Annotated in this window: 22 protein-coding genes; 12 read left to right on the forward strand and 10 right to left on the reverse strand. The window is 58.7% G+C overall.

Going from position 1 to position 18,397, the window contains the following annotated elements; translation table 11 throughout:
• Window positions 1-2: 2 nt before the first annotated feature.
• From ACR0JW_RS14490 to ACR0JW_RS14500, 3 genes are all read right to left on the reverse strand, one after another.
• Window positions 3-545, reverse strand: a complete 543-nt coding sequence (locus tag ACR0JW_RS14490; RefSeq protein WP_321251002.1) for a hypothetical protein — start codon at window positions 543-545, stop codon at window positions 3-5.
• A 33-nt stretch (window positions 546-578) separates the two neighbouring features.
• Window positions 579-869, reverse strand: a complete 291-nt coding sequence (locus ACR0JW_RS14495) for a hypothetical protein (RefSeq protein ID WP_170681515.1) — start codon at window positions 867-869, stop codon at window positions 579-581.
• A gap of 372 nt (window positions 870-1,241) precedes the next feature.
• On the reverse strand, window positions 1,242-2,840 hold the full coding sequence (locus ACR0JW_RS14500) for a phosphoenolpyruvate carboxykinase (protein ID WP_170681513.1): 1,599 nt from the start codon (window positions 2,838-2,840) through the stop codon (window positions 1,242-1,244).
• On the opposite strand from ACR0JW_RS14500, the gene ACR0JW_RS14505 reads away from it, so the two are divergent.
• The 8 genes from ACR0JW_RS14505 to ACR0JW_RS14540 are packed head-to-tail and all read left to right on the forward strand — an operon-like array spanning window position 2,839 to window position 8,612.
• The gene (locus ACR0JW_RS14505) at window positions 2,839-3,165 is read left to right on the forward strand and encodes a hypothetical protein (RefSeq protein ID WP_170681511.1); all 327 of its coding nucleotides are present in this window, start codon (window positions 2,839-2,841) and stop codon (window positions 3,163-3,165) included. The genes ACR0JW_RS14500 and ACR0JW_RS14505 overlap by 2 nt on opposite strands.
• 21 nt (window positions 3,166-3,186) lie before the next feature.
• Window positions 3,187-3,891, forward strand: a complete 705-nt coding sequence (locus ACR0JW_RS14510; RefSeq protein ID WP_170611892.1) for a response regulator — start codon at window positions 3,187-3,189, stop codon at window positions 3,889-3,891.
• A gap of 33 nt (window positions 3,892-3,924) precedes the next feature.
• Window positions 3,925-5,643 (forward strand): sensor histidine kinase, encoded by a 1,719-nt coding sequence (locus ACR0JW_RS14515; RefSeq protein WP_170611889.1) that lies wholly within the window; start codon window positions 3,925-3,927, stop codon window positions 5,641-5,643.
• A 4-nt stretch (window positions 5,644-5,647) separates the two neighbouring features.
• The gene (locus ACR0JW_RS14520; protein WP_480714109.1) at window positions 5,648-6,118 is read left to right on the forward strand and encodes an HPr kinase/phosphorylase; all 471 of its coding nucleotides are present in this window, start codon (window positions 5,648-5,650) and stop codon (window positions 6,116-6,118) included.
• Complete coding sequence (gene rapZ, locus ACR0JW_RS14525) at window positions 6,103-6,996, forward strand: RNase adapter RapZ (protein WP_170681507.1); 894 nt, start codon at window positions 6,103-6,105, stop codon at window positions 6,994-6,996. The genes ACR0JW_RS14520 and rapZ overlap by 16 nt, the downstream gene beginning before the upstream one ends.
• Window positions 6,993-7,385 (forward strand): PTS sugar transporter subunit IIA, encoded by a 393-nt coding sequence (locus ACR0JW_RS14530; protein ID WP_170611883.1) that lies wholly within the window; start codon window positions 6,993-6,995, stop codon window positions 7,383-7,385. Before rapZ ends, ACR0JW_RS14530 begins: the two co-directional genes overlap by 4 nt.
• 17 nt (window positions 7,386-7,402) lie before the next feature.
• A complete protein-coding gene (locus tag ACR0JW_RS14535; RefSeq protein WP_170611881.1) occupies window positions 7,403-7,672 on the forward strand; it encodes an HPr family phosphocarrier protein in 270 nt (89 codons plus the stop codon).
• 40 nt (window positions 7,673-7,712) lie between these two features.
• Complete coding sequence (locus ACR0JW_RS14540; RefSeq protein WP_170681505.1) at window positions 7,713-8,612, forward strand: lysophospholipid acyltransferase family protein; 900 nt, start codon at window positions 7,713-7,715, stop codon at window positions 8,610-8,612.
• Between the two features lie 79 nt (window positions 8,613-8,691).
• On the opposite strand, the gene ACR0JW_RS14545 is transcribed toward ACR0JW_RS14540, so the two are convergent.
• Window positions 8,692-9,567 (reverse strand): 3-hydroxybutyryl-CoA dehydrogenase, encoded by an 876-nt coding sequence (locus ACR0JW_RS14545; RefSeq protein ID WP_170611878.1) that lies wholly within the window; start codon window positions 9,565-9,567, stop codon window positions 8,692-8,694.
• Window positions 9,568-9,729: 162 nt separating this feature from the next.
• Between ACR0JW_RS14545 and ACR0JW_RS14550 the strand changes: the two genes are divergently transcribed.
• A complete protein-coding gene (locus ACR0JW_RS14550) occupies window positions 9,730-10,542 on the forward strand; it encodes a DUF6473 family protein (protein WP_480714110.1) in 813 nt (270 codons plus the stop codon).
• A gap of 59 nt (window positions 10,543-10,601) precedes the next feature.
• Here ACR0JW_RS14550 and ACR0JW_RS14555 read toward each other — a convergent pair whose 3' ends face one another.
• The 6 genes from ACR0JW_RS14555 to ACR0JW_RS14580 all read right to left on the reverse strand — a co-directional run bounded on the left by ACR0JW_RS14555 (window position 10,602) and on the right by ACR0JW_RS14580 (window position 14,954).
• Window positions 10,602-11,531 carry an electron transfer flavoprotein subunit alpha/FixB family protein gene (locus ACR0JW_RS14555; protein WP_170681503.1) on the reverse strand — a complete coding sequence of 310 codons (930 nt, stop codon included), beginning with the start codon at window positions 11,529-11,531 and terminating at the stop codon, window positions 10,602-10,604.
• Window positions 11,531-12,289, reverse strand: a complete 759-nt coding sequence (locus tag ACR0JW_RS14560; RefSeq protein ID WP_170611874.1) for an electron transfer flavoprotein subunit beta/FixA family protein — start codon at window positions 12,287-12,289, stop codon at window positions 11,531-11,533. The genes ACR0JW_RS14555 and ACR0JW_RS14560 overlap by 1 nt, the downstream gene beginning before the upstream one ends.
• Window positions 12,290-12,575: 286 nt before the next feature.
• The gene (locus ACR0JW_RS14565) at window positions 12,576-13,148 is read right to left on the reverse strand and encodes a cob(I)yrinic acid a,c-diamide adenosyltransferase (RefSeq protein ID WP_170681501.1); all 573 of its coding nucleotides are present in this window, start codon (window positions 13,146-13,148) and stop codon (window positions 12,576-12,578) included.
• Window positions 13,149-13,352: a twin transmembrane helix small protein gene (locus ACR0JW_RS14570; protein ID WP_170611869.1), complete on the reverse strand. Its 204-nt coding sequence runs from the start codon at window positions 13,350-13,352 to the stop codon at window positions 13,149-13,151. It lies immediately after the preceding gene.
• A 75-nt stretch (window positions 13,353-13,427) separates the two neighbouring features.
• On the reverse strand, window positions 13,428-14,255 hold the full coding sequence (locus tag ACR0JW_RS14575) for an SDR family NAD(P)-dependent oxidoreductase (protein WP_170681499.1): 828 nt from the start codon (window positions 14,253-14,255) through the stop codon (window positions 13,428-13,430).
• Window positions 14,256-14,324: 69 nt separating this feature from the next.
• Window positions 14,325-14,954 carry an SH3 domain-containing protein gene (locus ACR0JW_RS14580; protein ID WP_480714111.1) on the reverse strand — a complete coding sequence of 210 codons (630 nt, stop codon included), beginning with the start codon at window positions 14,952-14,954 and terminating at the stop codon, window positions 14,325-14,327.
• A 198-nt stretch (window positions 14,955-15,152) separates the two neighbouring features.
• Between ACR0JW_RS14580 and ACR0JW_RS14585 the strand changes: the two genes are divergently transcribed.
• From ACR0JW_RS14585 to ACR0JW_RS14595, 3 genes are all read left to right on the forward strand, one after another.
• Window positions 15,153-17,501 carry a DNA topoisomerase IV subunit A gene (locus ACR0JW_RS14585; RefSeq protein WP_170825203.1) on the forward strand — a complete coding sequence of 783 codons (2,349 nt, stop codon included), beginning with the start codon at window positions 15,153-15,155 and terminating at the stop codon, window positions 17,499-17,501.
• Between the two features lie 98 nt (window positions 17,502-17,599).
• Window positions 17,600-18,190 (forward strand): hypothetical protein, encoded by a 591-nt coding sequence (locus ACR0JW_RS14590; protein ID WP_170681495.1) that lies wholly within the window; start codon window positions 17,600-17,602, stop codon window positions 18,188-18,190.
• Between the two features lie 116 nt (window positions 18,191-18,306).
• On the forward strand, window positions 18,307-18,397 hold a 91-nt coding region (locus tag ACR0JW_RS14595), incomplete at its 3' end, for a GTP-binding protein (protein ID WP_215675807.1).

Raw genomic sequence — 18,397 nt, forward strand, 5'->3', positions numbered from 1 at the left:
GGTCAGGCCCGGCTGTCCGCGTAGCGGAACGAGAAGTAGAGGATCAGCATCAGGAAAAACAAGCCGGAGATATCGCCAATCAAGAAGGCGATGTATTCCGCCGTGGCGCTGCCAAAGGCCATGTTGGTCAGGATCGACACCAGAAACGACGTGACAATCCCCACACCCATGACACAGGCCCAGCATGGCCGTTTGTCGGGCCTGGGAAACAGGTCCCAGCCAAGCCCTTTACACAGATAAAACACCGCAGGCGCGGTTGCGACGGCAATGACCATTGCCATCAGGCGGCTGGGCAGGAACACGTCCCATCCGCCGACATAAGCGAAGACGATGAAAACACCCGGCAGCAGTGCAAATATTGCGCGCCATCCCAACAGCCAGGCGGCCAGAACCCGTACGCCATGCGGCAGAAACAACAGGCTGGCCCGGCTGGGGTATTCGGGAAAAAACACGTTCTGAAGGGGCATCAGAACCTCAAACGTGAGGAACGATACCACCACATAGGCCAAAGAGGCGTAGAAGGTTTCGGTAGCCCATTTTCGCACGACGATCAGCCGTCGTCACGAAACGCGGCGGCTTCATCTGGGTGCATGAACGATATACCGCCCCCGGTTGGCGCTGCCGCTTTGTGACAGATACCCTTTCTGGACCAGCGATTTCAGCGCGCGGAAGAATGTCGGGCGCGAAACGCTTTTGACAAGGGTGTGTTCGATCAAACCAAAAGTGCGCACTTCCTCGTCGGATTTGGACAGTTCCTCGGCGGCATAGTAGATATCGCGCTCAACAGGAGAGAGCTTCTCGAGGCCCAGCGTTTGTTCCATGCTCTGCATGAGTTTGCGCAATTCAGTGAGTTTCGAAATTTCCGTCATGATTTTCCGTTTTCCCCTTAGTCAGGTTTCAGTCACCCGTGGTGATGAGAAACATGCAGTGTGGTGCTGTATTTGGCATGTCTCATATTGACACACATCCCTCTGGGACTAAACTGGTTCCCTGATTAGGCTGCTCAATTTCCAAGGTGAGTGAGTTCTTGCGAGCTGCCCAAAAGTTCTTTCAGTTGCGGCCCGGTGCGTTTCGTGCCGGGCATTTTTTTGACATTAATGAAAACGTGGGTAGCGCAATTTGCCGCATCAGGCAATGCAATTGCCAACACATATGGGTGAATACACCTATATGGCGAGCAATGCCGCGCCTTTCACCCGGGTCCGGATGAAATCAGGGGCGCAGCGGCCCCTGAAATTGCCTTATCCGATCGCGACAGCTTTGATGTCTTCGTCGATAAAGGGCAGATACTGTTCAAAGTTTTCGGCAAACATCTGCACCAGTTTTTCAGCCTGTTTGTCGAATGCCGCTTGGTCGTCCCATGTGCGGCGCGGGTCCAGCAGGACTTCGGGCACACCGGGAACCGAGACCGGAACGTCAAAGCCAAAGCTGGCATCCTTGCGGAATTCCGCATCCGCCAGCGACCCTTCCAGCGCCGCTGTCAGCAGCGCGCGGGTTGCCTTGATGGGCATCCGGCTGCCAACGCCGTAAGCGCCGCCGGTCCAGCCGGTGTTCACCAGCCAGCAGGTCGCGCCGTGCTGGGCAATCTTGTCCCGCAGCAGGTTGCCGTAGGCCTCGGGGCGGCGCGGCATGAAAGGTGCGCCAAAGCAGGTCGAGAATGTGGGCTGAGGCTCGGTAATGCCACGCTCGGTACCGGCGACTTTCGACGTGAAGCCTGATAGGAAATGATACATCGCCTGCGCCGGTGTCAGCCGCGCAATCGGGGGCAGAACACCAAATGCGTCGCAGGTCAGCATGATGATATTCTTTGGATGGCCGCCCAACGCCGATTTCGATGCGTTCGAGATGTATTCCAGCGGATAGGCGCAACGCATGTTCGCTGTCAGTGAATCGTCGTCGAAATCCAGTTTCTTGGTCTCGGGATCGAAGACCATGTTCTCGATCACCGTGCCGAATTTCGTGGTGGTGGCGTAAATCTCGGGTTCTGCTTCGGCATTCAGGTTGATGGTCTTGGCATAGCAGCCACCTTCGAAGTTGAAAGTGCCGCGGTCGGACCAGCCGTGCTCGTCATCGCCGATCAGCACGCGGGACGGGTCGGCGGACAAGGTGGTTTTGCCGGTGCCGGACAGGCCGAAGAACACGGCGGTATCAACCGGGTTGCCCACAGCATGGTTGGCCGAGCAGTGCATCGGCATCACGCCCTTTTCGGGCAGCATGTAGTTCAGCAGGGTAAAGACCGACTTTTTGTTCTCACCTGCATATTCTGTGCCGCCGATCAGGATCAGCTTGCGGTCGAAGTTCAGCGCAATCACGGTCTCGCTGCGGCAGCCGTGCTTTTTCGGGTCTGCGCTGAAACTGGGGCAGTTGATGACGGTGAAATCCGCGGTGAACTCGTCCAGGTCAGCGCGGTCCGGCCGTCGCAGCAGGTGGCGGATGAACAGGTTGTGCCAGGCCAGCTCGGTGACCATGCGCACGTTGATCGAATAGGCGGGATCGGCGCCACCGACGAGGTCCTGCACGAAATAGTCGCGACCCTTCATATGGGCCAGCATATCTTCATATAGCGCGTCAAAGCCCTGGGGGGTCATTGCGGCGTTGTTTTCCCACCAGATGGTGTCGGCGACGCTGTCGGTCTTGACAACATGCTTGTCTTTCGGAGACCGGCCTGTGAATTTGCCAGTCGTAACCAGAAACGCGCCGCCATTGCCCAGCGTGCCCTCGCCGCGCTTCAGCGCCTCTTCGATCAGCGCCGGTTCCATGAAGTTGTAATAGACATTGCCCAGACCCTCGATGCCCTGATCCTCGAGGCGGAATTGCGGGTTAACCCGTCCAGATGTCATGTGTGTCTTCTCCTGTGGCGGCGCGAAGGCTGTTTGGCCTTATGCGCTCTTGGGGCAGTATGCCGGGAAAAACCGGCGGATGGGCGGGTCTTATCACGGTCATTTAGGGCATGAACAGGACGGTTTGGCGCAGTTAGCGCAACCAAGTACAAGTTTAGCGCCACCAAGAATTTTCCGCCAAAAATCTGGGCGGCAATTTGCGGGCAGCAAGGCAAATTTGCCGCAAGCTTGCCCCAAGAAAGGCACGATTCGCAGTTACGGATTGATTCGGCGTCCTAAAAACGCCAACAATGCCTTACAAATAAGCCAATTATTGCAAGAGTGAGCAGGAATAGGGATGAACCCGATGTCAAAGATTGCACTGGTGGATGACGACAGGAACATTCTGACGTCGGTATCCATGACGCTCGAAGCCGAGGGTTTTGAGGTCGAAACATATAATGACGGGCAAGCTGCCCTGGATGCATTCAACAAGAAATTGCCGGACATGGCGGTGCTGGACATCAAGATGCCCCGCATGGACGGCATGGACCTGTTGCAAAGGCTGCGCCAGAAAACTCAGATGCCGGTGATCTTCCTGACATCCAAGGATGACGAGATCGACGAGGTTCTGGGCCTTCGCATGGGCGCGGATGACTATGTCAAAAAGCCTTTTTCACAGCGTCTTCTGGTCGAACGTATCCGCGCGTTGCTGCGCCGGCAGGAAGCGACCGAGGGCGATGTGTCCGCTGCCGCCTCTGGCGACGCCAAGGTCATGGAGCGTGGCGAGCTTCGGATGGATCCGCTGCGCCACGCCGTAAGCTGGAAGGGCACCGATGTTTCGCTGACAGTGACCGAGTTCCTGTTGTTGCAGGCGCTGGCGCAGAGACCGGGGTTCGTCAAAAGCCGCGATCAGTTGATGGATGTGGCCTATGACGATCAGGTTTATGTCGACGACCGCACCATCGACAGCCACATCAAGCGGCTGCGCAAGAAAATGCGCGCGGCAGATCCTGAGTTTTCGGCCATCGAAACCCTGTACGGCATCGGGTACAGATACAACGAAGAATAAGAATAGCCTTCTGATAAGGGGTAGCCGGGTCTCGTGCGCGATACCGAACAAGCTAATGCGCTGCGCGACGGAGATGTCGTTCTGGGGGATGACTGGGTCATCCCGCATGATCCCGAGTCCCATGAACTCAGGGCAACGCGGTCGCGACGCAATCTGTTTTCTCTGCGCGGCTCTCCTCTGGCGCGCAAGATCATCACGTTCAACCTGATCGCCCTGGTCATTCTTGTGACCGGGTTGCTGTATCTGGACGATTCACGCAAGGAGCGGGTCCAGCAGACGGCGCGCAATCTGGTGGGTGATGCCCAGCTGGTCAGCAACGTGTTCGAAACCCAGCTGCGTCAGGCGGATTCCGACGGCCCCCGGGACGCTGCTGATCTGGATGTCAGGGACACGCTGTCCGGACTTACACTGCCCGATGGCGGCGAGGTCTTCATTTATGATGCCCAAGGCACCCTGATTGGCTGGACCCGAGGCGCTTCGCTGCCGGCGCAAATGCCTCTCGGGTTGGAGTCAGGGGCCGATGCGCCAACCGGCAGTACAGTTATCAGTGACGGCCTCAATGCCGTCTGGATGGGTCTGACGACAGTATTCACGAAACCGCAGGAAACCGATCCACCGACGCTTGCACAACGCGTACAGGAAATCATCCCGCAGGCATTGCTGGGCAATGTTCAAATGCAGGCGGTTCAGGATGATGCAGGGGAAACCGCAATCGTGGCGGCTGCGCCCATTCTGTTTGACGGAAGCCCGGTCGGTGCCGTTGCCATGGCCGGTCCGGCCGGTGAGATTGATGCGCTTGCCCGGCAGGAGCAGGAGCGCATTCTGCAGATGTTCGTGGTGGCCCTGCTGGTGTCCGTCGGCCTGAGCCTTGTTCTTGCATCAACCATCGCCAACCCGCTTGCGGATCTGGCGGCGGCTGCCGAGATGGGCAGGGACAGGGGGGCTGGTGTCAATCCGGGCCGCATTCGAATTCCCGACCTCAGCGCCCGCCCCGATGAAATCGGGCAGCTCAGCGGAGCGCTGCGAGGGATGGTGACCGCGCTTTACAACCGGATCGATGCGAACGAGCAGTTTGCGGCGGACGTGGCGCATGAAATCAAGAACCCGCTTGCAAGTCTGCAATCGGCAGTCGGGACGCTTCGCATGGTCAAACGCGACGACCAGCGCGAGAAACTTTTGGGCGTGATCGAACATGACGTGCGGCGCCTGGACCGGTTGGTCAGTGATATTTCCAACGCATCCCGACTGGATGCCGAACTGGTCAAGGAAGAGGAGCAGCCATTTGATCTGCTCAAGCTGCTGGGCAATCTTGGGCAGTATCTTGGCGAAGACGCCCGGTCGAAAGGGATCGACTACATCACTGATCTGCCGCCCGACCCGATTGTGATCAACGGGCTTGAGGCGCGACTGGCACAGGTTTTCGTCAATCTGATCACCAATGCGATTTCCTTCTGTGAGGAAAGCGATGCCATTCGGGTCTGGGTACGACAGCGCGAGAACCGGGTTCTGGTGGTGGTGGAAGATACCGGTCCGGGCATACCCGATCAGGCGCTGACCAAAGTGTTCAAACGCTTCTACTCGCAGCGCCCGGTCGAGCATTTTGGGAACAACTCGGGCTTGGGACTTGCGATTTCAAAACAAATTGTCGAGGCCCACGGCGGTGTGATCTGGGCGGAGAACATCCGTCCGACCGAAGCGGACATAACCTCGGATCCTTTGGGCGCCCGGTTTGTTGTCGGGCTTCCTTTGTAGGCATATGTCCAGCCCGACCCTTTCTGCTATCGAACAACAGAACACAGCTTGTATCCATGCCGCTTGCGTCAGCGTCGAAGGGCACGGCCTTCTGATTGTGGGGCGTTCGGGCGCGGGCAAGTCGTCACTGGCGCTGCAGATGATGGCGCTGGGGGCGAGTTTTGTTGCGGACGACCGGGTCAATCTGCATGCACAGGATGACCATGTAATCGCAGACGCTGTTCCGGAACTGCGGGGCGTGATCGAGGCGCGTGGTATCGGCCTGTTGCGCGCAGACTCTAAGGGCCCGGTTCCTGTCAGCCTCGTTGTGGATCTGGACCAGAGCGAACCCGCACGTCTGCCCGAGCCACGGATGATGGTTCTGCTGAGGCATCCTGTTCCCTTGCTTTGGGGCGGTGAAGTACCCAATTTGGCCGCAGCATTGGTGCAATTTCTGAAAATGGGACGAATGGATCCGGAATGGACCGGGAACTGACAACACAGCGGCGTATCGTTCTGGTCACAGGGCCTTCGGGTGCCGGACGATCGACCGCAATCCATGTTCTCGAAGATCTGGGCTTTGAAGCCATCGACAACCTGCCCATGGGGCTGTTGACGCGCCTTCTGGATGGCCCGGAAAGCGACCGGCCCATGGCGCTTGGGATCGACGCGCGCAACCGCGATTTTTCAACCATCGGCTTCATTGAACTGGTGGCGAAACTCAGCCGGATGGAGCAGGTCGATCTGACCACGCTTTATCTGGATTGCAGCGATGACGTGCTGCTGCGACGCTTTTCCGAAACCCGCCGGCGGCACCCGGTGGCAAGGGATTCCAGCCCCGAATCCGGCGTACGCCAGGAAAAGGAGCTGCTGGCCCCGATCCGCGAAATTGCCGATACGCTGATCGACTCGACAGCACTGAATGTCCATCAGTTGCGCGATGAGGTCGAGCGATGGTTCGCACCTCAGGGCGGCCGACATCTGGCGGTGTCGATCGAATCCTTTTCGTACAAGCGCGGCTTGCCTAGGGGGCTGGACATGGTGTTTGACTGCCGGTTTCTGGCCAATCCGTACTGGCGCCCTGAATTGCGCGCGGCCGATGGTAGAAACCCGGATGTTGCAAGCTATGTTCAGTCGGATATGAACTACGGACCGTTCTTCGACAGGGTCGTCGATCTGCTCAGGCTTTTGCTGCCGGCCTTCCGGGCCGAGGGCAAGGCGCATCTTTCGGTTGCGTTTGGCTGCACAGGTGGGCAACATCGCTCGGTCGCGATGGCCGAAGCGGTCGCAAAAGCCCTTGCGGAAGAGGGCCAGCAGGTGGCAATCAGACACCGCGAAATGGAACGACGCTCGTTGAATGTGAGGCCGGATTGATCGGGATCGTTATTGTAGCGCATGGCAGGCTGGCCGAAGAATACCTGGCCGCGATGCAGCACGTGGTCGGGACACAGCCGGGTCTTGTCGCGATCCCGATCGAGGCCGATCATGATCGCGACGCCAAACAAAGCGAAATATGCCGTGCCGCGGATCAGGTCGATGCCGGCGACGGTGTCGTTGTCGTGACTGACCTGTTTGGCGGCAGCCCGTCGAATCTGAGCATGCGGGCCTGCGCCCCGCAGGATCGTCGCATACTTTACGGCGCAAACCTTCCCATGTTGATCAAACTGGCCAAAAGCCGCCACTTGCCCGTCGGCGATGCCGTCCGGCAAGCGATTGAGGCTGGACGAAAATATATCAATGCGCAGAATGTCACGTTGGACTAAAATCGGATTAATTGACCATGACCACCCGAAGCTTGAAAATTATTAACGAAAAGGGCCTACACGCCCGTGCCTCAGCCAAGCTGGTCGAGGTGGTCGAGGGATTTGATGCCAGTGCCGAGGTTTCGCGGGACGGACTTTCTGCATCCGGTGACAGTATTATGGGCCTTTTGATGTTGGCAGCATCGCGCGGAACCACTATTGACGTCGAGACGTCCGGACCGGATGCTGAGGCGTTGGCGGAAGCCTTGGAAACTTTGGTGAACGACAAGTTCGGAGAGGGATTCTGAGCCGGTCCTGCCAGGACAGGAAGAACGGGAAAACCAGGAATTGGCGGAAACAACGCACGAGACCAAGACGAACCCGGTGGTAGATGGGGCCGGTGAACAGGGCGAAATCTATGATCGCAGAACGCTGACCTACGCCAACTCGTTTGACGATGCCTGGACTTCGGCTGCCATTCGGGTCATCGAATGGTGCACCGGAAAACTGACCATTTTGCGAATGGTCAATAAATTCGAGAAAAAGAACGAGTTGTATCGCGGCCAGCGTTTTTGGGGTGGCGCGCTCGAGGTGATGGGCATCAAACTGACCACGCCGCAGGAACAGATCAACCGCATTCCCAAGGAAGGCCCGGTCGTTGTGGTCGCCAACCACCCCCATGGCATGGTTGACGGCATGATTTTTGCCGAACTGATCGGCCGTGTGCGCAGCGATTATCGCATCCTGACCCGCTCGGTTCTGACCGGCCTGGACGAAGCTGCGACATCGTTCATGATCGCAGTTCCGTTTCCGCACGACCCTGAAGCCCAGGCCAAGATGCTGGAAATGCGCGGCAAGGCGATGGAACACCTCAAGAATGGCGGCGTGGTGGCCTTGTTCCCTTCGGGCGTGGTGATGTCTTCGGACAGTTGGTTCGGCCCCGCACAGGAACGGGAATGGAACGTCTTTACGGCGAAGATGATCCGCCGGTCCGGAGCTCAGGTCGTGCCGATCTTTTTTCCTGGTTGCAACTCGCGCTGGTATCAGATCGCAAACCGTGTTTCCCCGATCCTGCGTCAGGGGCTACTGCTGCATGAGATCGTAAGGTCCTGCAACAAACCGCAGTCTCCGGTCATCGGTGATCCGGTATCGCAGGACGACATGCAACTGCTCGAAAAAGACCCGCGCGGGTTCATGGCATGGCTTAGAAAGCACACCTTGGCTCTGGGCGGTGGGACCAGGGCCTGATCCGCGTCTTCATCTGGCTGAAAACATCCCGGGGGTGAGCCCGGATAAAATCCGGGCGAGGGGGCTGGCCCCCTGTGCGTCAGCGCGTTGGTATTGGGACTTCCCCACGATAATCATAGAACCCGCGCTCGGTCTTGCGCCCCAGCCAGCCGGCCTCGACGTACTTTGTCAGCAGTGGACACGGACGGTACTTGGTGTCGGCCAGACCCTCATGCAACACATTCATGATCGCCAGGCAGGTATCCAGGCCGATGAAATCCGCCAGCTCCAACGGCCCCATCGGATGATTGGCACCCAGCTTCATTGACTGGTCGATGGACTGAACGCTACCGACACCCTCATACAACGTATAAACCGCCTCGTTGATCATCGGCATCAGGATCCGGTTCACGATGAAGGCCGGAAAATCTTCGGCGCTGGCTGCGGTCTTGCCCAGCCGGTCCACAACAGCTTTGCAGGCTTTGTAGGTCGCTTCATCCGTTGCGATGCCGCGGATCAATTCGACCAGCTGCATGACTGGAACAGGGTTCATGAAGTGAAACCCCATGAACCGTTCCGGACGGTCGGTCCGGCTGGCAAGACGCGTGATCGAAATGGAAGAGGTGTTCGAAGTCAGGATCGTATGGGGCTGCAGATGCGGTTGAAGGTCCTCGAAAATGGCCTGCTTGATCGTTTCGCGTTCGGTCGCGGCCTCGATCACAAGATCGGTTTGACCCAGTTTAGGCAATTCAAGCGTGGTATCGATGCGCAAAAGGGCGGCCTGCATGGCCTCGTCGGTGATCTTTCCGCGGGACACCTGCCGGGCAAGATTCCCTTCGATCGTCGCCAGAGCATTGTCCAGCGCCTCCTGGCTGACGTCGGTCAGAAGGACGTCATATTCCGCCAGCGCCAAAACATGGGCGATGCCATTGCCCATCTGGCCCGCGCCGATCACTCCGACTGATTTTACATCCATGTTCAGGTGCCTTTGTCCCATAGGTTGATCCGACACTATCGGCAGATCGGGGCGGGCGGCAAGGGGTTGGATCAGGCTGAATTTGCTTCAAATGCGCACATTAGGGTTTTATCAATTCCTGCGGCCGCAAGATGGCACCCGGGTGAAAAACAGGTGGGTGTTATGAGCTATCTTCAGGTCGGCTCGGGCCGGGTCGATGTTGCCGTTTGCCAATATGAACAATCCAGGCTCTGGTTTCGCGGGCCTGAGAAGCGACCGGACAAGTCCTCAGTGGTTTGTGTTGGCGGCGACGAAACATTCGGGCGGTTCGTGGATCAGCCGTTCCCTTCAGTGCTGGAAGGGCGTGTGGGAAAGTGTTGTGTCAATCTGGGCAGCCTGTTTGCCGGGGCCGAGGCGTTGGTGCGCGATCAAGGGATACTGAACCTGGTGAATGGTTCCGGGCTGTGCGTGTTGCAGATCCCCGGACTTGCCGGTCAGTCGAACCCATTTTACCGGGTGCATCCCCGCCGAAATGACCGCTTTATTGAGCCGACGCGTAAACTCGTAGACCTTTATCCCGAAGTTGATTTCACAGAGTTTCACTTTGTGAAGCATCTTTTGACGCGGCTATTGGATCTTGGGGCCGCCCGGTTTGCGTTGTTAGCCCAGGGTTTGCAGGATCAGTGGTGCAAAAACCTGCAGTCCTTTCTCGAGCGTGTTGGACCGCCAGTGATCTTGTTGTGGCTGCGCGTGCACAGGCAATCGCCATGCGATGTTGGCGGGCAATTGCTGGTCGACAGGCCAATGGTCGAGCAATTCCGATCGCATTGCGCGGGTATCGTCGAGTTGTCGGTCAGTGTTGCCGGCGCTTCAGACGAACTTGAGGACGTGCTGTTCGGAACATTGCAGCAGCCCATGGCAGAGCATATGATCGGCCCGGCCGCACACAGGGCCATCGCGGATGCTCTGGTGCCGGTTGTTCAAGATCTGAACTGAAAAAGGCCCGCCTTGTGGCGGGCCTTGAATATTTCTCGTCGAGAAAATTGTGTTCTTGATCAGCCAAGCTTTTCGGTCAGTTCCGGAACGGCCTGGAACAGGTCGGCAACCAGTCCGAAGTCGGCAACCTGGAAGATCGGTGCTTCTTCGTCTTTGTTGATTGCGACGATGACCTTCGAGTCCTTCATGCCAGCAAGGTGCTGGATCGCGCCCGAGATGCCAACGGCAACGTACAGGTCCGGAGCAACAACCTTGCCGGTCTGACCCACCTGCCAGTCGTTCGGGGCATAACCTGAGTCGACCGCCGCGCGCGATGCGCCAACCGCTGCGCCCAGCTTGTCAGCCAGAGCTTCGATCAGTTTGAAGTCTTCTTCGGAACCAACACCGCGGCCGCCCGAAACAACAACACCGGCCGAGGTCAGCTCGGGGCGGTCGCTGGCCGCAACCTTGTCCTCGACCCAGGACGACAGGCCCGGGTTTTCGCCAACCGAGATGGTCTCGACCGGGGCCGAACCACCTTCGCCCGCCGCGTCAAAGCTGGCAGTCCGCAGGGTGACGACCTTTTTGGCGTCGTTCGATTTCACGGTCTGGATCGCGTTACCTGCATAGATCGGGCGTTCGAAGGTCGAGCCGTCCACAACGCCGGATGCATCCGAGATCACCATCACGTCCAGCAGGGCTGCGACACGCGGCATCACGTTCTTGGCGTCGGTGGTGGCGGGTGCCACAATGTGCTCGTACGCGTCGGCCAGACCCACGATCAGGGCTGCGGTCGATTCCGCCAGGCGGTGGCCCAGCGAAGCGTCTTCGGCAACCAGAACTTTGGAAACGCCGTCGATCTTGGCAGCAGCTTCACCAGCGGCAGCGGCGGAACCGCCAGCGGCCAGAACGGTCACATCGCCCAGAACTTTCGCGGCATTGACGGCCTTGGCGGTGGCGTCCAGCGACAGCTCACCATTGTTGACTTCAGCGAGAAGAAGAACAGCCATTACACAGCCCCCGCTTCTTTGAGTTTCTCGACCAGCTCGTCGACCGAGCCCACGATGATTCCCGCAGCGCGTGCTGGCGGCTCTTCGGTCTTGACGATTTCCAGACGCGGAGTGACGTCGACGCCGTAATCGGCGGCGGTTTTCTCGTCCAGCGGCTTTTTCTTCGCCTTCATGATGTTGGGCAGCGACGCATAGCGCGGCTCGTTCAGACGCAGATCAACGGTCACGATGGTCGGCATCTTGACGCTGATGGTCTGCAGGCCGCCGTCCACCTCGCGGGTGATCTTGGCGGTGTCGCCTTCAATGTCCAGCTCGGACGCGAAGGTACCCTGGCTCCAGCCCAGCAGGGCCGACAGCATCTGGCCGGTGGCGTTCATGTCGTTGTCGATCGCCTGCTTACCCGCCAGAACGATGCCCGGCTGTTCTTCCTCGACCACTTTGGCCAGGATCTTGGCAACGGCCAGCGGTTCGATGTCCTGATGCACGTCATCGGCAGCAACGACCAGAATGGCGCGGTCCGCGCCCATGGCCAGAGCGGTCCGCAGCGTCTCCTGCGCCTGCTTCACGCCGATCGAGACGGCCACGACTTCCTCAGCCTTGCCAGCCTCTTTCAGGCGGATCGCCTCTTCCACTGCAATCTCGTCGAACGGGTTCATCGACATCTTTACATTGGCGAGATCAACACCGCTCCCGTCCGCCTTCACGCGAACCTTCACGTTGTAGTCAATCACGCGCTTGACAGGCACAAGTACCTTCATTTTTGCGTACGCTCCTTACAAAAACGGCAAGCCGCGTCGCGACTCCACCAATGCTCTCGGGGTGTAGATAGCGTCTCAATCCGCGCGACAACAGAGCAAAATCGTCACGTCGTAAGCTTGAGACGTCGCGTTTCATGATTTTTTTACGTAACGGTAGTGTCGCAGTGGGAAGGGGTTGGTGCGCGACGGAACGAGTGGCGGACCGGAACAGACGCTTTACTGTGATTGTCGGGCCGAGGCCCAACCCTTCCGGTCGCCACCGTGTCTACAGGACGCCGCGCCGCTTTCAGCGGTTCGCGCCCGGAACCCACAGGACGTCAGCCTGGCCGTTGTTGTTGGCGCAGCGGGCGGCGACGAAGAACCAATCGCTCAGCCGGTTCAAATATTTCACTGCGACTTCGTTGACGGGCTCCATATTGGACAGTTCGACCACCAGCCGCTCGGCCCGCCGCGACACCGTGCGACATACATGCAATTGCGCCGCCAGCCGGGTGCCGCCCGGCAGGATAAAACTGCGCAGCGGCTCCAGCCGTTCGTTCATGGCGTCGATCTCGGCTTCCAGCCGGTCGATCTGGGCCGGAGCGATCCGCAATGGCGGGTAATCCGCCTCGGCATCCTTTTCCATATCGGGACGGCACAGATCAGCACCCAGATCGAACAGATCGTTCTGGATGCGCGCCAGCGCTGTTTCGACATCGCCATTGGCTTCCGCGCGGGCGACGCCGACAAAGGCGTTCAGTTCGTCCACCGTGCCATAGCCAGCCACACGGCCCGAGTATTTGGCGACCCGCTCGCCATTGCCAAGCGCGGTTTTTCCATCGTCGCCTGTGCGCGTGTAGATTTTGTTTAGAACAACCATTTATTGCCCTCCCTGTCCGCGCAGATAGACGTAGAGCACAATCAGCACCACGGCAATGAACTGAAACAGGATGCGCAGGCGCATCATCTTGTTGCTTTTATGGGCCGCTTCGGTCCCACCTTTGCCAAAGTTTGCAATGCCCAAAGCCAAAACGACGACAACCGCCGCCATGGCCAAAAGCAAGACCAGCATGATCAGGTCCATGGAGCCCTCGTCCGCGTTTGTTTTCACGCCTCCATCTAGCGGGCGCAGCGGCAAAAGCGAATGGGTTTTTGTGTCTCAGCCCAATGACAGAATGCGATCTATGGTTTTTGTAGACAAAACCCGGCGCAGATACCCGGCGATGTAGGTGGGCGTGGTGACGTAATAGCGCGCGCGCGGTCTTTTCGCGCTCACGGCAATCGCGAGTTTGTCGGTCACGGCTGATGCGGGCAGTTCAAACCGGTCGGGGCCTGAAGATTCGTAGAGTCGCGTCAGCAGCGAAGTTTCGTATTTTTCGCGCAATGCCGAGTTTTCCCAGTCGATGAACCGTTCAAACACCGGGATCGAGTTTTCCCGAATCTTCGAAGTGATCGGCCCGGGTTCGATCAGGACGACCTTAATATCGGTATCCCTGAGCTCCAGCCGCAGGGTGTCGGTCAGACCCTCGATCGCGTATTTCGTCGCGACATACGCACCGCGCCAGGGGAATGCGACCAGCCCAAGCACCGATGAGCATTGTACTATGCGACCGTGACCCTGACGCCGCATCACCGGGATGACCTGCCGGGTCAGTTCGTGCCAGCCAAATACATTGGATTCGAATATGACGCGCAACCCATCCGTCGGCACGTCTTCTATCGCACCGGGCAATCCATGTGCACCATTGTTGAACAGTGCATCTAGTGTGCCGTCGGTCGCTTCGAGCACCTGTGCCAGGCCTGTTCGGATACTATCCGCATCTGCATAATCGATTCGCGGACTGTCAAATCCCTGTGCCCTCAGCCTGTCGCAGTCGCGCTGTTGGCGGCAGGCCGCGAAGACTCGCCAGCCGCGGGCGCGCATCCCATGAGCCGCATCCAGGCCAATACCGGAAGAGCAGCCTGTGATCAGAATGGATTTCTGCATGTCATCCCCGAGATGTTCTTTTGCCAAAAGCTATGGCGCGGTCCCGGTCAGGACAATGACATCGCTGTGTCAGTTTTCTGTTTTTCGGATCAGTGAGGCGGAAATCCATCCGATCTGTTGCCCGGGCAACACGCGCAGCCGCAGCCAGCCGGTTCCCGAATCGCCAATCACTTCGACCTTCTGTCCGATCGAAACCTTGCCAACGACCGGATAGATCGTGCCGGGCCCATCGCGCATGTTGACGCGGGTGCCCGTAACTTCGCGAATGTCTTTTGCGGGCTCGGTGGGGGCAACGGTCTGCGAAACCCCGTCAGGCACCTCAGGTGTGATCTGACGCAGCGCTGCCGCACCCTGATCCAGAGACGCCAGAGAGAATGTCGCGGCCTGATCGCCAAACAGGGACAGGTCTGAACTCAGCCCAACAGCAACCTGCGTCAGCTGCGCCTGAGTATCGACCTGAACAGGCGCCGGTTCAGGTTCCGGCTTTGGCTTCTCGGGTTCGACCGGCTTAATAGCGGCTTTTTTCACAAGGTCTTCCGCCGGGGCCGGGGCAATCTGCTTTGGTGCAGGTTTGGGAACTGACGCCACTTGCACAGGTTTTTCCGTGCGCAGGCCGCGCGGCTCGAAATCGGGGCCGCCGCTCATCACGTAGAAGCTCCATCCGAGCAGAGCAAAGGTAACAAGTATAAGGCGCGTCATGACGCAATCCCCCGGGTAATCGCAACAACAAACAGGCACCATTCAATTGATGAAAGTTTAGCATAGCTTGGGGATTGAGTCGAAAGATGGGGGAAATCCGGGGCTTGCCTCCCCGTGTTGCAAAAAGCGCGACTTGTCCCCAGTAAATTGCGCGCTGCTTGCTTTACCGCGCCGCGCTTGCGTCGTATCACATCATATATGAACGACACGATCGACGACCCCAACATGGAGACCCCCGGCAACGGGGGTGAGGTAGCCGAACCGCTGCGCCGCGCAATTGGCGAACGCTATCTGACCTATGCGCTGTCCACCATTATGCATCGGGCCTTGCCCGACGCGCGGGATGGGTTGAAACCGGTCCACCGGCGAATCCTCTATGCGATGAGAGAGCTGCGACTCAGCGCAACCGGAGGATTCAGGAAGTCGGCCAAGATTTCCGGCGATGTGATGGGCAACTATCACCCGCACGGGGACGCCGCGATTTACGACGCGATGGCGCGTCTGGCGCAGGACTTCAACGTCCGTTACCCGCTGGTCGACGGGCAGGGGAATTTCGGCAATATCGACGGCGACAACCCGGCGGCCTCGCGATACACCGAGGCGCGGATGACCATCGTGGCCGAGGCGCTGCTTGAGGGGCTGAACGAAGACGCCGTCGATTTCCGCGACAACTATGATGGCACCCTGACTGAGCCGGTCGTGCTCCCCGCGCAGTTCCCGAACCTTTTGGCCAACGGGGCCAGTGGTATCGCGGTGGGGATGGCCACGAACATCCCGCCGCACAACATCTCGGAACTCTGCGACGCTTGTCTGCATCTGATCAGGACACCCGACGCCCGCGACGACACGTTGTTGAACTATGTTCCCGGCCCGGACTTCCCGACCGGCGGCGTGATTGTCGAGCCGCCAGAGAATATCGCACAGGCCTATCGCACCGGGCGCGGTTCGTTCCGTCTGCGCTGCAAGTTCGAGGTCGAGGATCTGGGGCGAGGTCAGTGGCAGATCGTTGTTACCGAGATCCCCTATCAGGTTCAGAAATCGAAACTGATCGAAAAGATCGCCGAACTGATCCAGACCAAGAAAATCCCGATCCTCGCGGATGTGCGCGACGAATCTGCCGATGACATTCGCCTGATCCTGGAACCACGCTCCAAGAACGTGGACCCCGAGGTGCTGATGGGGATGCTCTACCGCAACTCGGATCTTGAGGTGCGGTTCAGCCTGAACATGAACGTGCTGATCGACGGGGTGACACCCAAGGTTTGCTCGATGAAGGAAGTGCTGCGCGCTTTCCTTGATCACCGGCAAGAGGTGCTGATCCGCCGCTCGCGTCACCGTCTGGGCAAGATCGACCATCGGTTGGAGGTGTTGGAGGGCTTTATCGTCGCGTTCCTCAACCTCGACCGGGTGATCGACATCATCCGCTATGACGATGACCCCAAAGCCGCGCTGATGCGCGAAGATTGGGGCATAGATCATGTCCGCGCGACCAACGAGGCCGACTATGTCTCGCCCAAGCCGGGCGAGGGCGAACTGTCCGAGGTTCAGGTCGACGCGATCCTCAACATGCGCCTGCGCAGCCTGCGCCGTCTGGAAGAGATGGAGCTGGTTCGCGAACGTGACGAATTGATGCTGGAGCGCGCCAACCTTGAAGACCTGCTGGCCGATGAGGGCCTGCAATGGGCCAAAATCGCCGAGCAGCTGAAAGAGACCAAAAAGACATTCGGCAAAGACTACGAAGGCGGCGCCCGCCGGACGCGGTTCGCCGAAGCAGGCCAGGTCGAGGAAGTGCCGCTTGAGGCGATGATCGACCGCGAGCCGATTACGGTCGTCTGCTCTCAGATGGGGTGGATTCGCGCCATGACCGGCCATATCGACCTGAAGCGTGAACTGAAGTTCAAGGATGGCGACGGCCCACGATTCATTTTCCACGCCGAAACGACCGACCGGCTGCTGGTGTTTGCCTCGAACGGGCGGTTCTACACGGTCAGCGCTGCGAACCTGCCCGGGGGGCGGGGCATGGGCGAGCCGCTGCGCCTGATGGTTGACCTGCCGAATGAGGCGCAGATCATCGACATTTTCATTCACAAGCCAGGCCGAAAGCTGCTTGTCGCATCGGATGCGGGCAACGGCTTTATGGTGCCCGAGGATGATGTGCTGGCCCAGACACGCAACGGCAAACAGGTGCTGAACGTCAAAGGCGACGAAACCGCGATGATCTGTAAACCGGTGGATGGGGATCACGTGGCCGTTGTGTCTCAGAACGGCAAGTTCCTTGTGTTCCCGACTGAAGACCTGCCCGAGATGACACGCGGCAAGGGCGTGCGCCTTCAGAAATATAACATGGCGCGCGGCCGCCAGGGCACGCTGGAGCTGGATGGCGGGTTGTCCGACATCACCACTTTCAACTGGGAAGAGGGCCTGAAGTGGTCGATGGGTGGTGACAAGACCCGGCACGAGGCCGATATGTCCCAGTGGCTGGCCAAACGTGCCAGCGTTGGTAAAAAACCTCCCTATGGCTTCCCGCGCGACTATAAATTCTCGTGATCAGGGCGCGCTTACGGGTGGATTTCTGCCGATACGACTTGGCACAGGCCGTATCGGTGCGCTAGATCAAAGAAAAACAGGCCTATCGAGACGAGAACATGTTGCGCATTCTGACCCTGATCACCGGATTGGCCCTGATGGCCGCTTGCACCCAGACGCAGGTTTATGAAGAGCCAGAATCGCTGGGCGAATTCAAGCTGCGGGTCAACTATGCCTTTGCCGAAAAGGCGGTGCAGGGCCCGGTGTCGCGGGATGCGACGCCTGATGAATGGACCGCAGCCATTCAGAACGCGGTCGACATTCGCCTGGGTCGCTACTCCGGTGCACAGGAATATGACATCGGTATCAGTCTGGAAGGCTATATGCTGGCGCCTCCGGGCATTCCCGTGATCTACAATCCCAAAAGCACGGCGATTGTTTTGGTAAACGTGTATGACGTGAACAAGAAAGAGTTTCTGGCCAAGGGCAAACAGTTTCAGGTTCTTGAGGACACGACCGGCGGAAGTGCCCTGAAAGGCTCGGGGCACGAGCGGACCAAAGAAGAGCAGATGAGCGGGCTTGCCCTGAAAGTCGCCGACCGGGTTGAGGAGTGGCTGGCCGAGGAACACAAGGACAACGGCTGGTTTGATCGGCGGCCCGATCTGATCCGGCCGCTCGAATCCGGGGATGTTACGCAAAATCCGGCATAAGGGGCCGCTTTTCCCTCAGGATGTGCTTGATTTTCCCCTTTGAACCAAATATCTCGCGCGCGCAGATGTAACCACGGGACCAAGGGTCCCCCAAATCGCAAAAGGGCGCCTGAGGAATGGCAAAGGAAAAGTTTGAGCGTACAAAACCGCACGTCAACATCGGCACGATTGGGCACGTTGACCACGGCAAGACGACGCTGACGGCGG

It is taken from the genome of Ruegeria sp. BG6 (genome assembly GCF_056538465.1).

What these genes read in the sequence shown, in the direction of transcription:
- ACR0JW_RS14495 (WP_170681515.1), bottom strand. Translation starts at nt 869, where the DNA reads ATGACGGAAATTTCGAAACTCACTGAATTGCGCAAACTCATGCAGAGC.
- ACR0JW_RS14505 (WP_170681511.1), top strand. Translation starts at nt 2,839, where the DNA reads ATGTGTGTCTTCTCCTGTGGCGGCGCGAAGGCTGTTTGGCCTTATGCG.
- ACR0JW_RS14500 (WP_170681513.1), bottom strand. Translation starts at nt 2,840, where the DNA reads ATGACATCTGGACGGGTTAACCCGCAATTCCGCCTCGAGGATCAGGGC.
- ACR0JW_RS14510 (WP_170611892.1), top strand. Translation starts at nt 3,187, where the DNA reads ATGTCAAAGATTGCACTGGTGGATGACGACAGGAACATTCTGACGTCG.
- ACR0JW_RS14520 (WP_480714109.1), top strand. Translation starts at nt 5,648, where the DNA reads ATGTCCAGCCCGACCCTTTCTGCTATCGAACAACAGAACACAGCTTGT.
- rapZ (WP_170681507.1), top strand. Translation starts at nt 6,103, where the DNA reads ATGGACCGGGAACTGACAACACAGCGGCGTATCGTTCTGGTCACAGGG.
- ACR0JW_RS14535 (WP_170611881.1), top strand. Translation starts at nt 7,403, where the DNA reads ATGACCACCCGAAGCTTGAAAATTATTAACGAAAAGGGCCTACACGCC.
- ACR0JW_RS14545 (WP_170611878.1), bottom strand. Translation starts at nt 9,567, where the DNA reads ATGGATGTAAAATCAGTCGGAGTGATCGGCGCGGGCCAGATGGGCAAT.
- ACR0JW_RS14550 (WP_480714110.1), top strand. Translation starts at nt 9,730, where the DNA reads ATGAGCTATCTTCAGGTCGGCTCGGGCCGGGTCGATGTTGCCGTTTGC.
- ACR0JW_RS14555 (WP_170681503.1), bottom strand. Translation starts at nt 11,531, where the DNA reads ATGGCTGTTCTTCTTCTCGCTGAAGTCAACAATGGTGAGCTGTCGCTG.
- ACR0JW_RS14560 (WP_170611874.1), bottom strand. Translation starts at nt 12,289, where the DNA reads ATGAAGGTACTTGTGCCTGTCAAGCGCGTGATTGACTACAACGTGAAG.
- ACR0JW_RS14565 (WP_170681501.1), bottom strand. Translation starts at nt 13,148, where the DNA reads ATGGTTGTTCTAAACAAAATCTACACGCGCACAGGCGACGATGGAAAA.
- ACR0JW_RS14570 (WP_170611869.1), bottom strand. Translation starts at nt 13,352, where the DNA reads ATGGACCTGATCATGCTGGTCTTGCTTTTGGCCATGGCGGCGGTTGTC.
- ACR0JW_RS14575 (WP_170681499.1), bottom strand. Translation starts at nt 14,255, where the DNA reads ATGCAGAAATCCATTCTGATCACAGGCTGCTCTTCCGGTATTGGCCTG.
- ACR0JW_RS14580 (WP_480714111.1), bottom strand. Translation starts at nt 14,954, where the DNA reads ATGACGCGCCTTATACTTGTTACCTTTGCTCTGCTCGGATGGAGCTTC.
- ACR0JW_RS14585 (WP_170825203.1), top strand. Translation starts at nt 15,153, where the DNA reads ATGAACGACACGATCGACGACCCCAACATGGAGACCCCCGGCAACGGG.
- ACR0JW_RS14590 (WP_170681495.1), top strand. Translation starts at nt 17,600, where the DNA reads ATGTTGCGCATTCTGACCCTGATCACCGGATTGGCCCTGATGGCCGCT.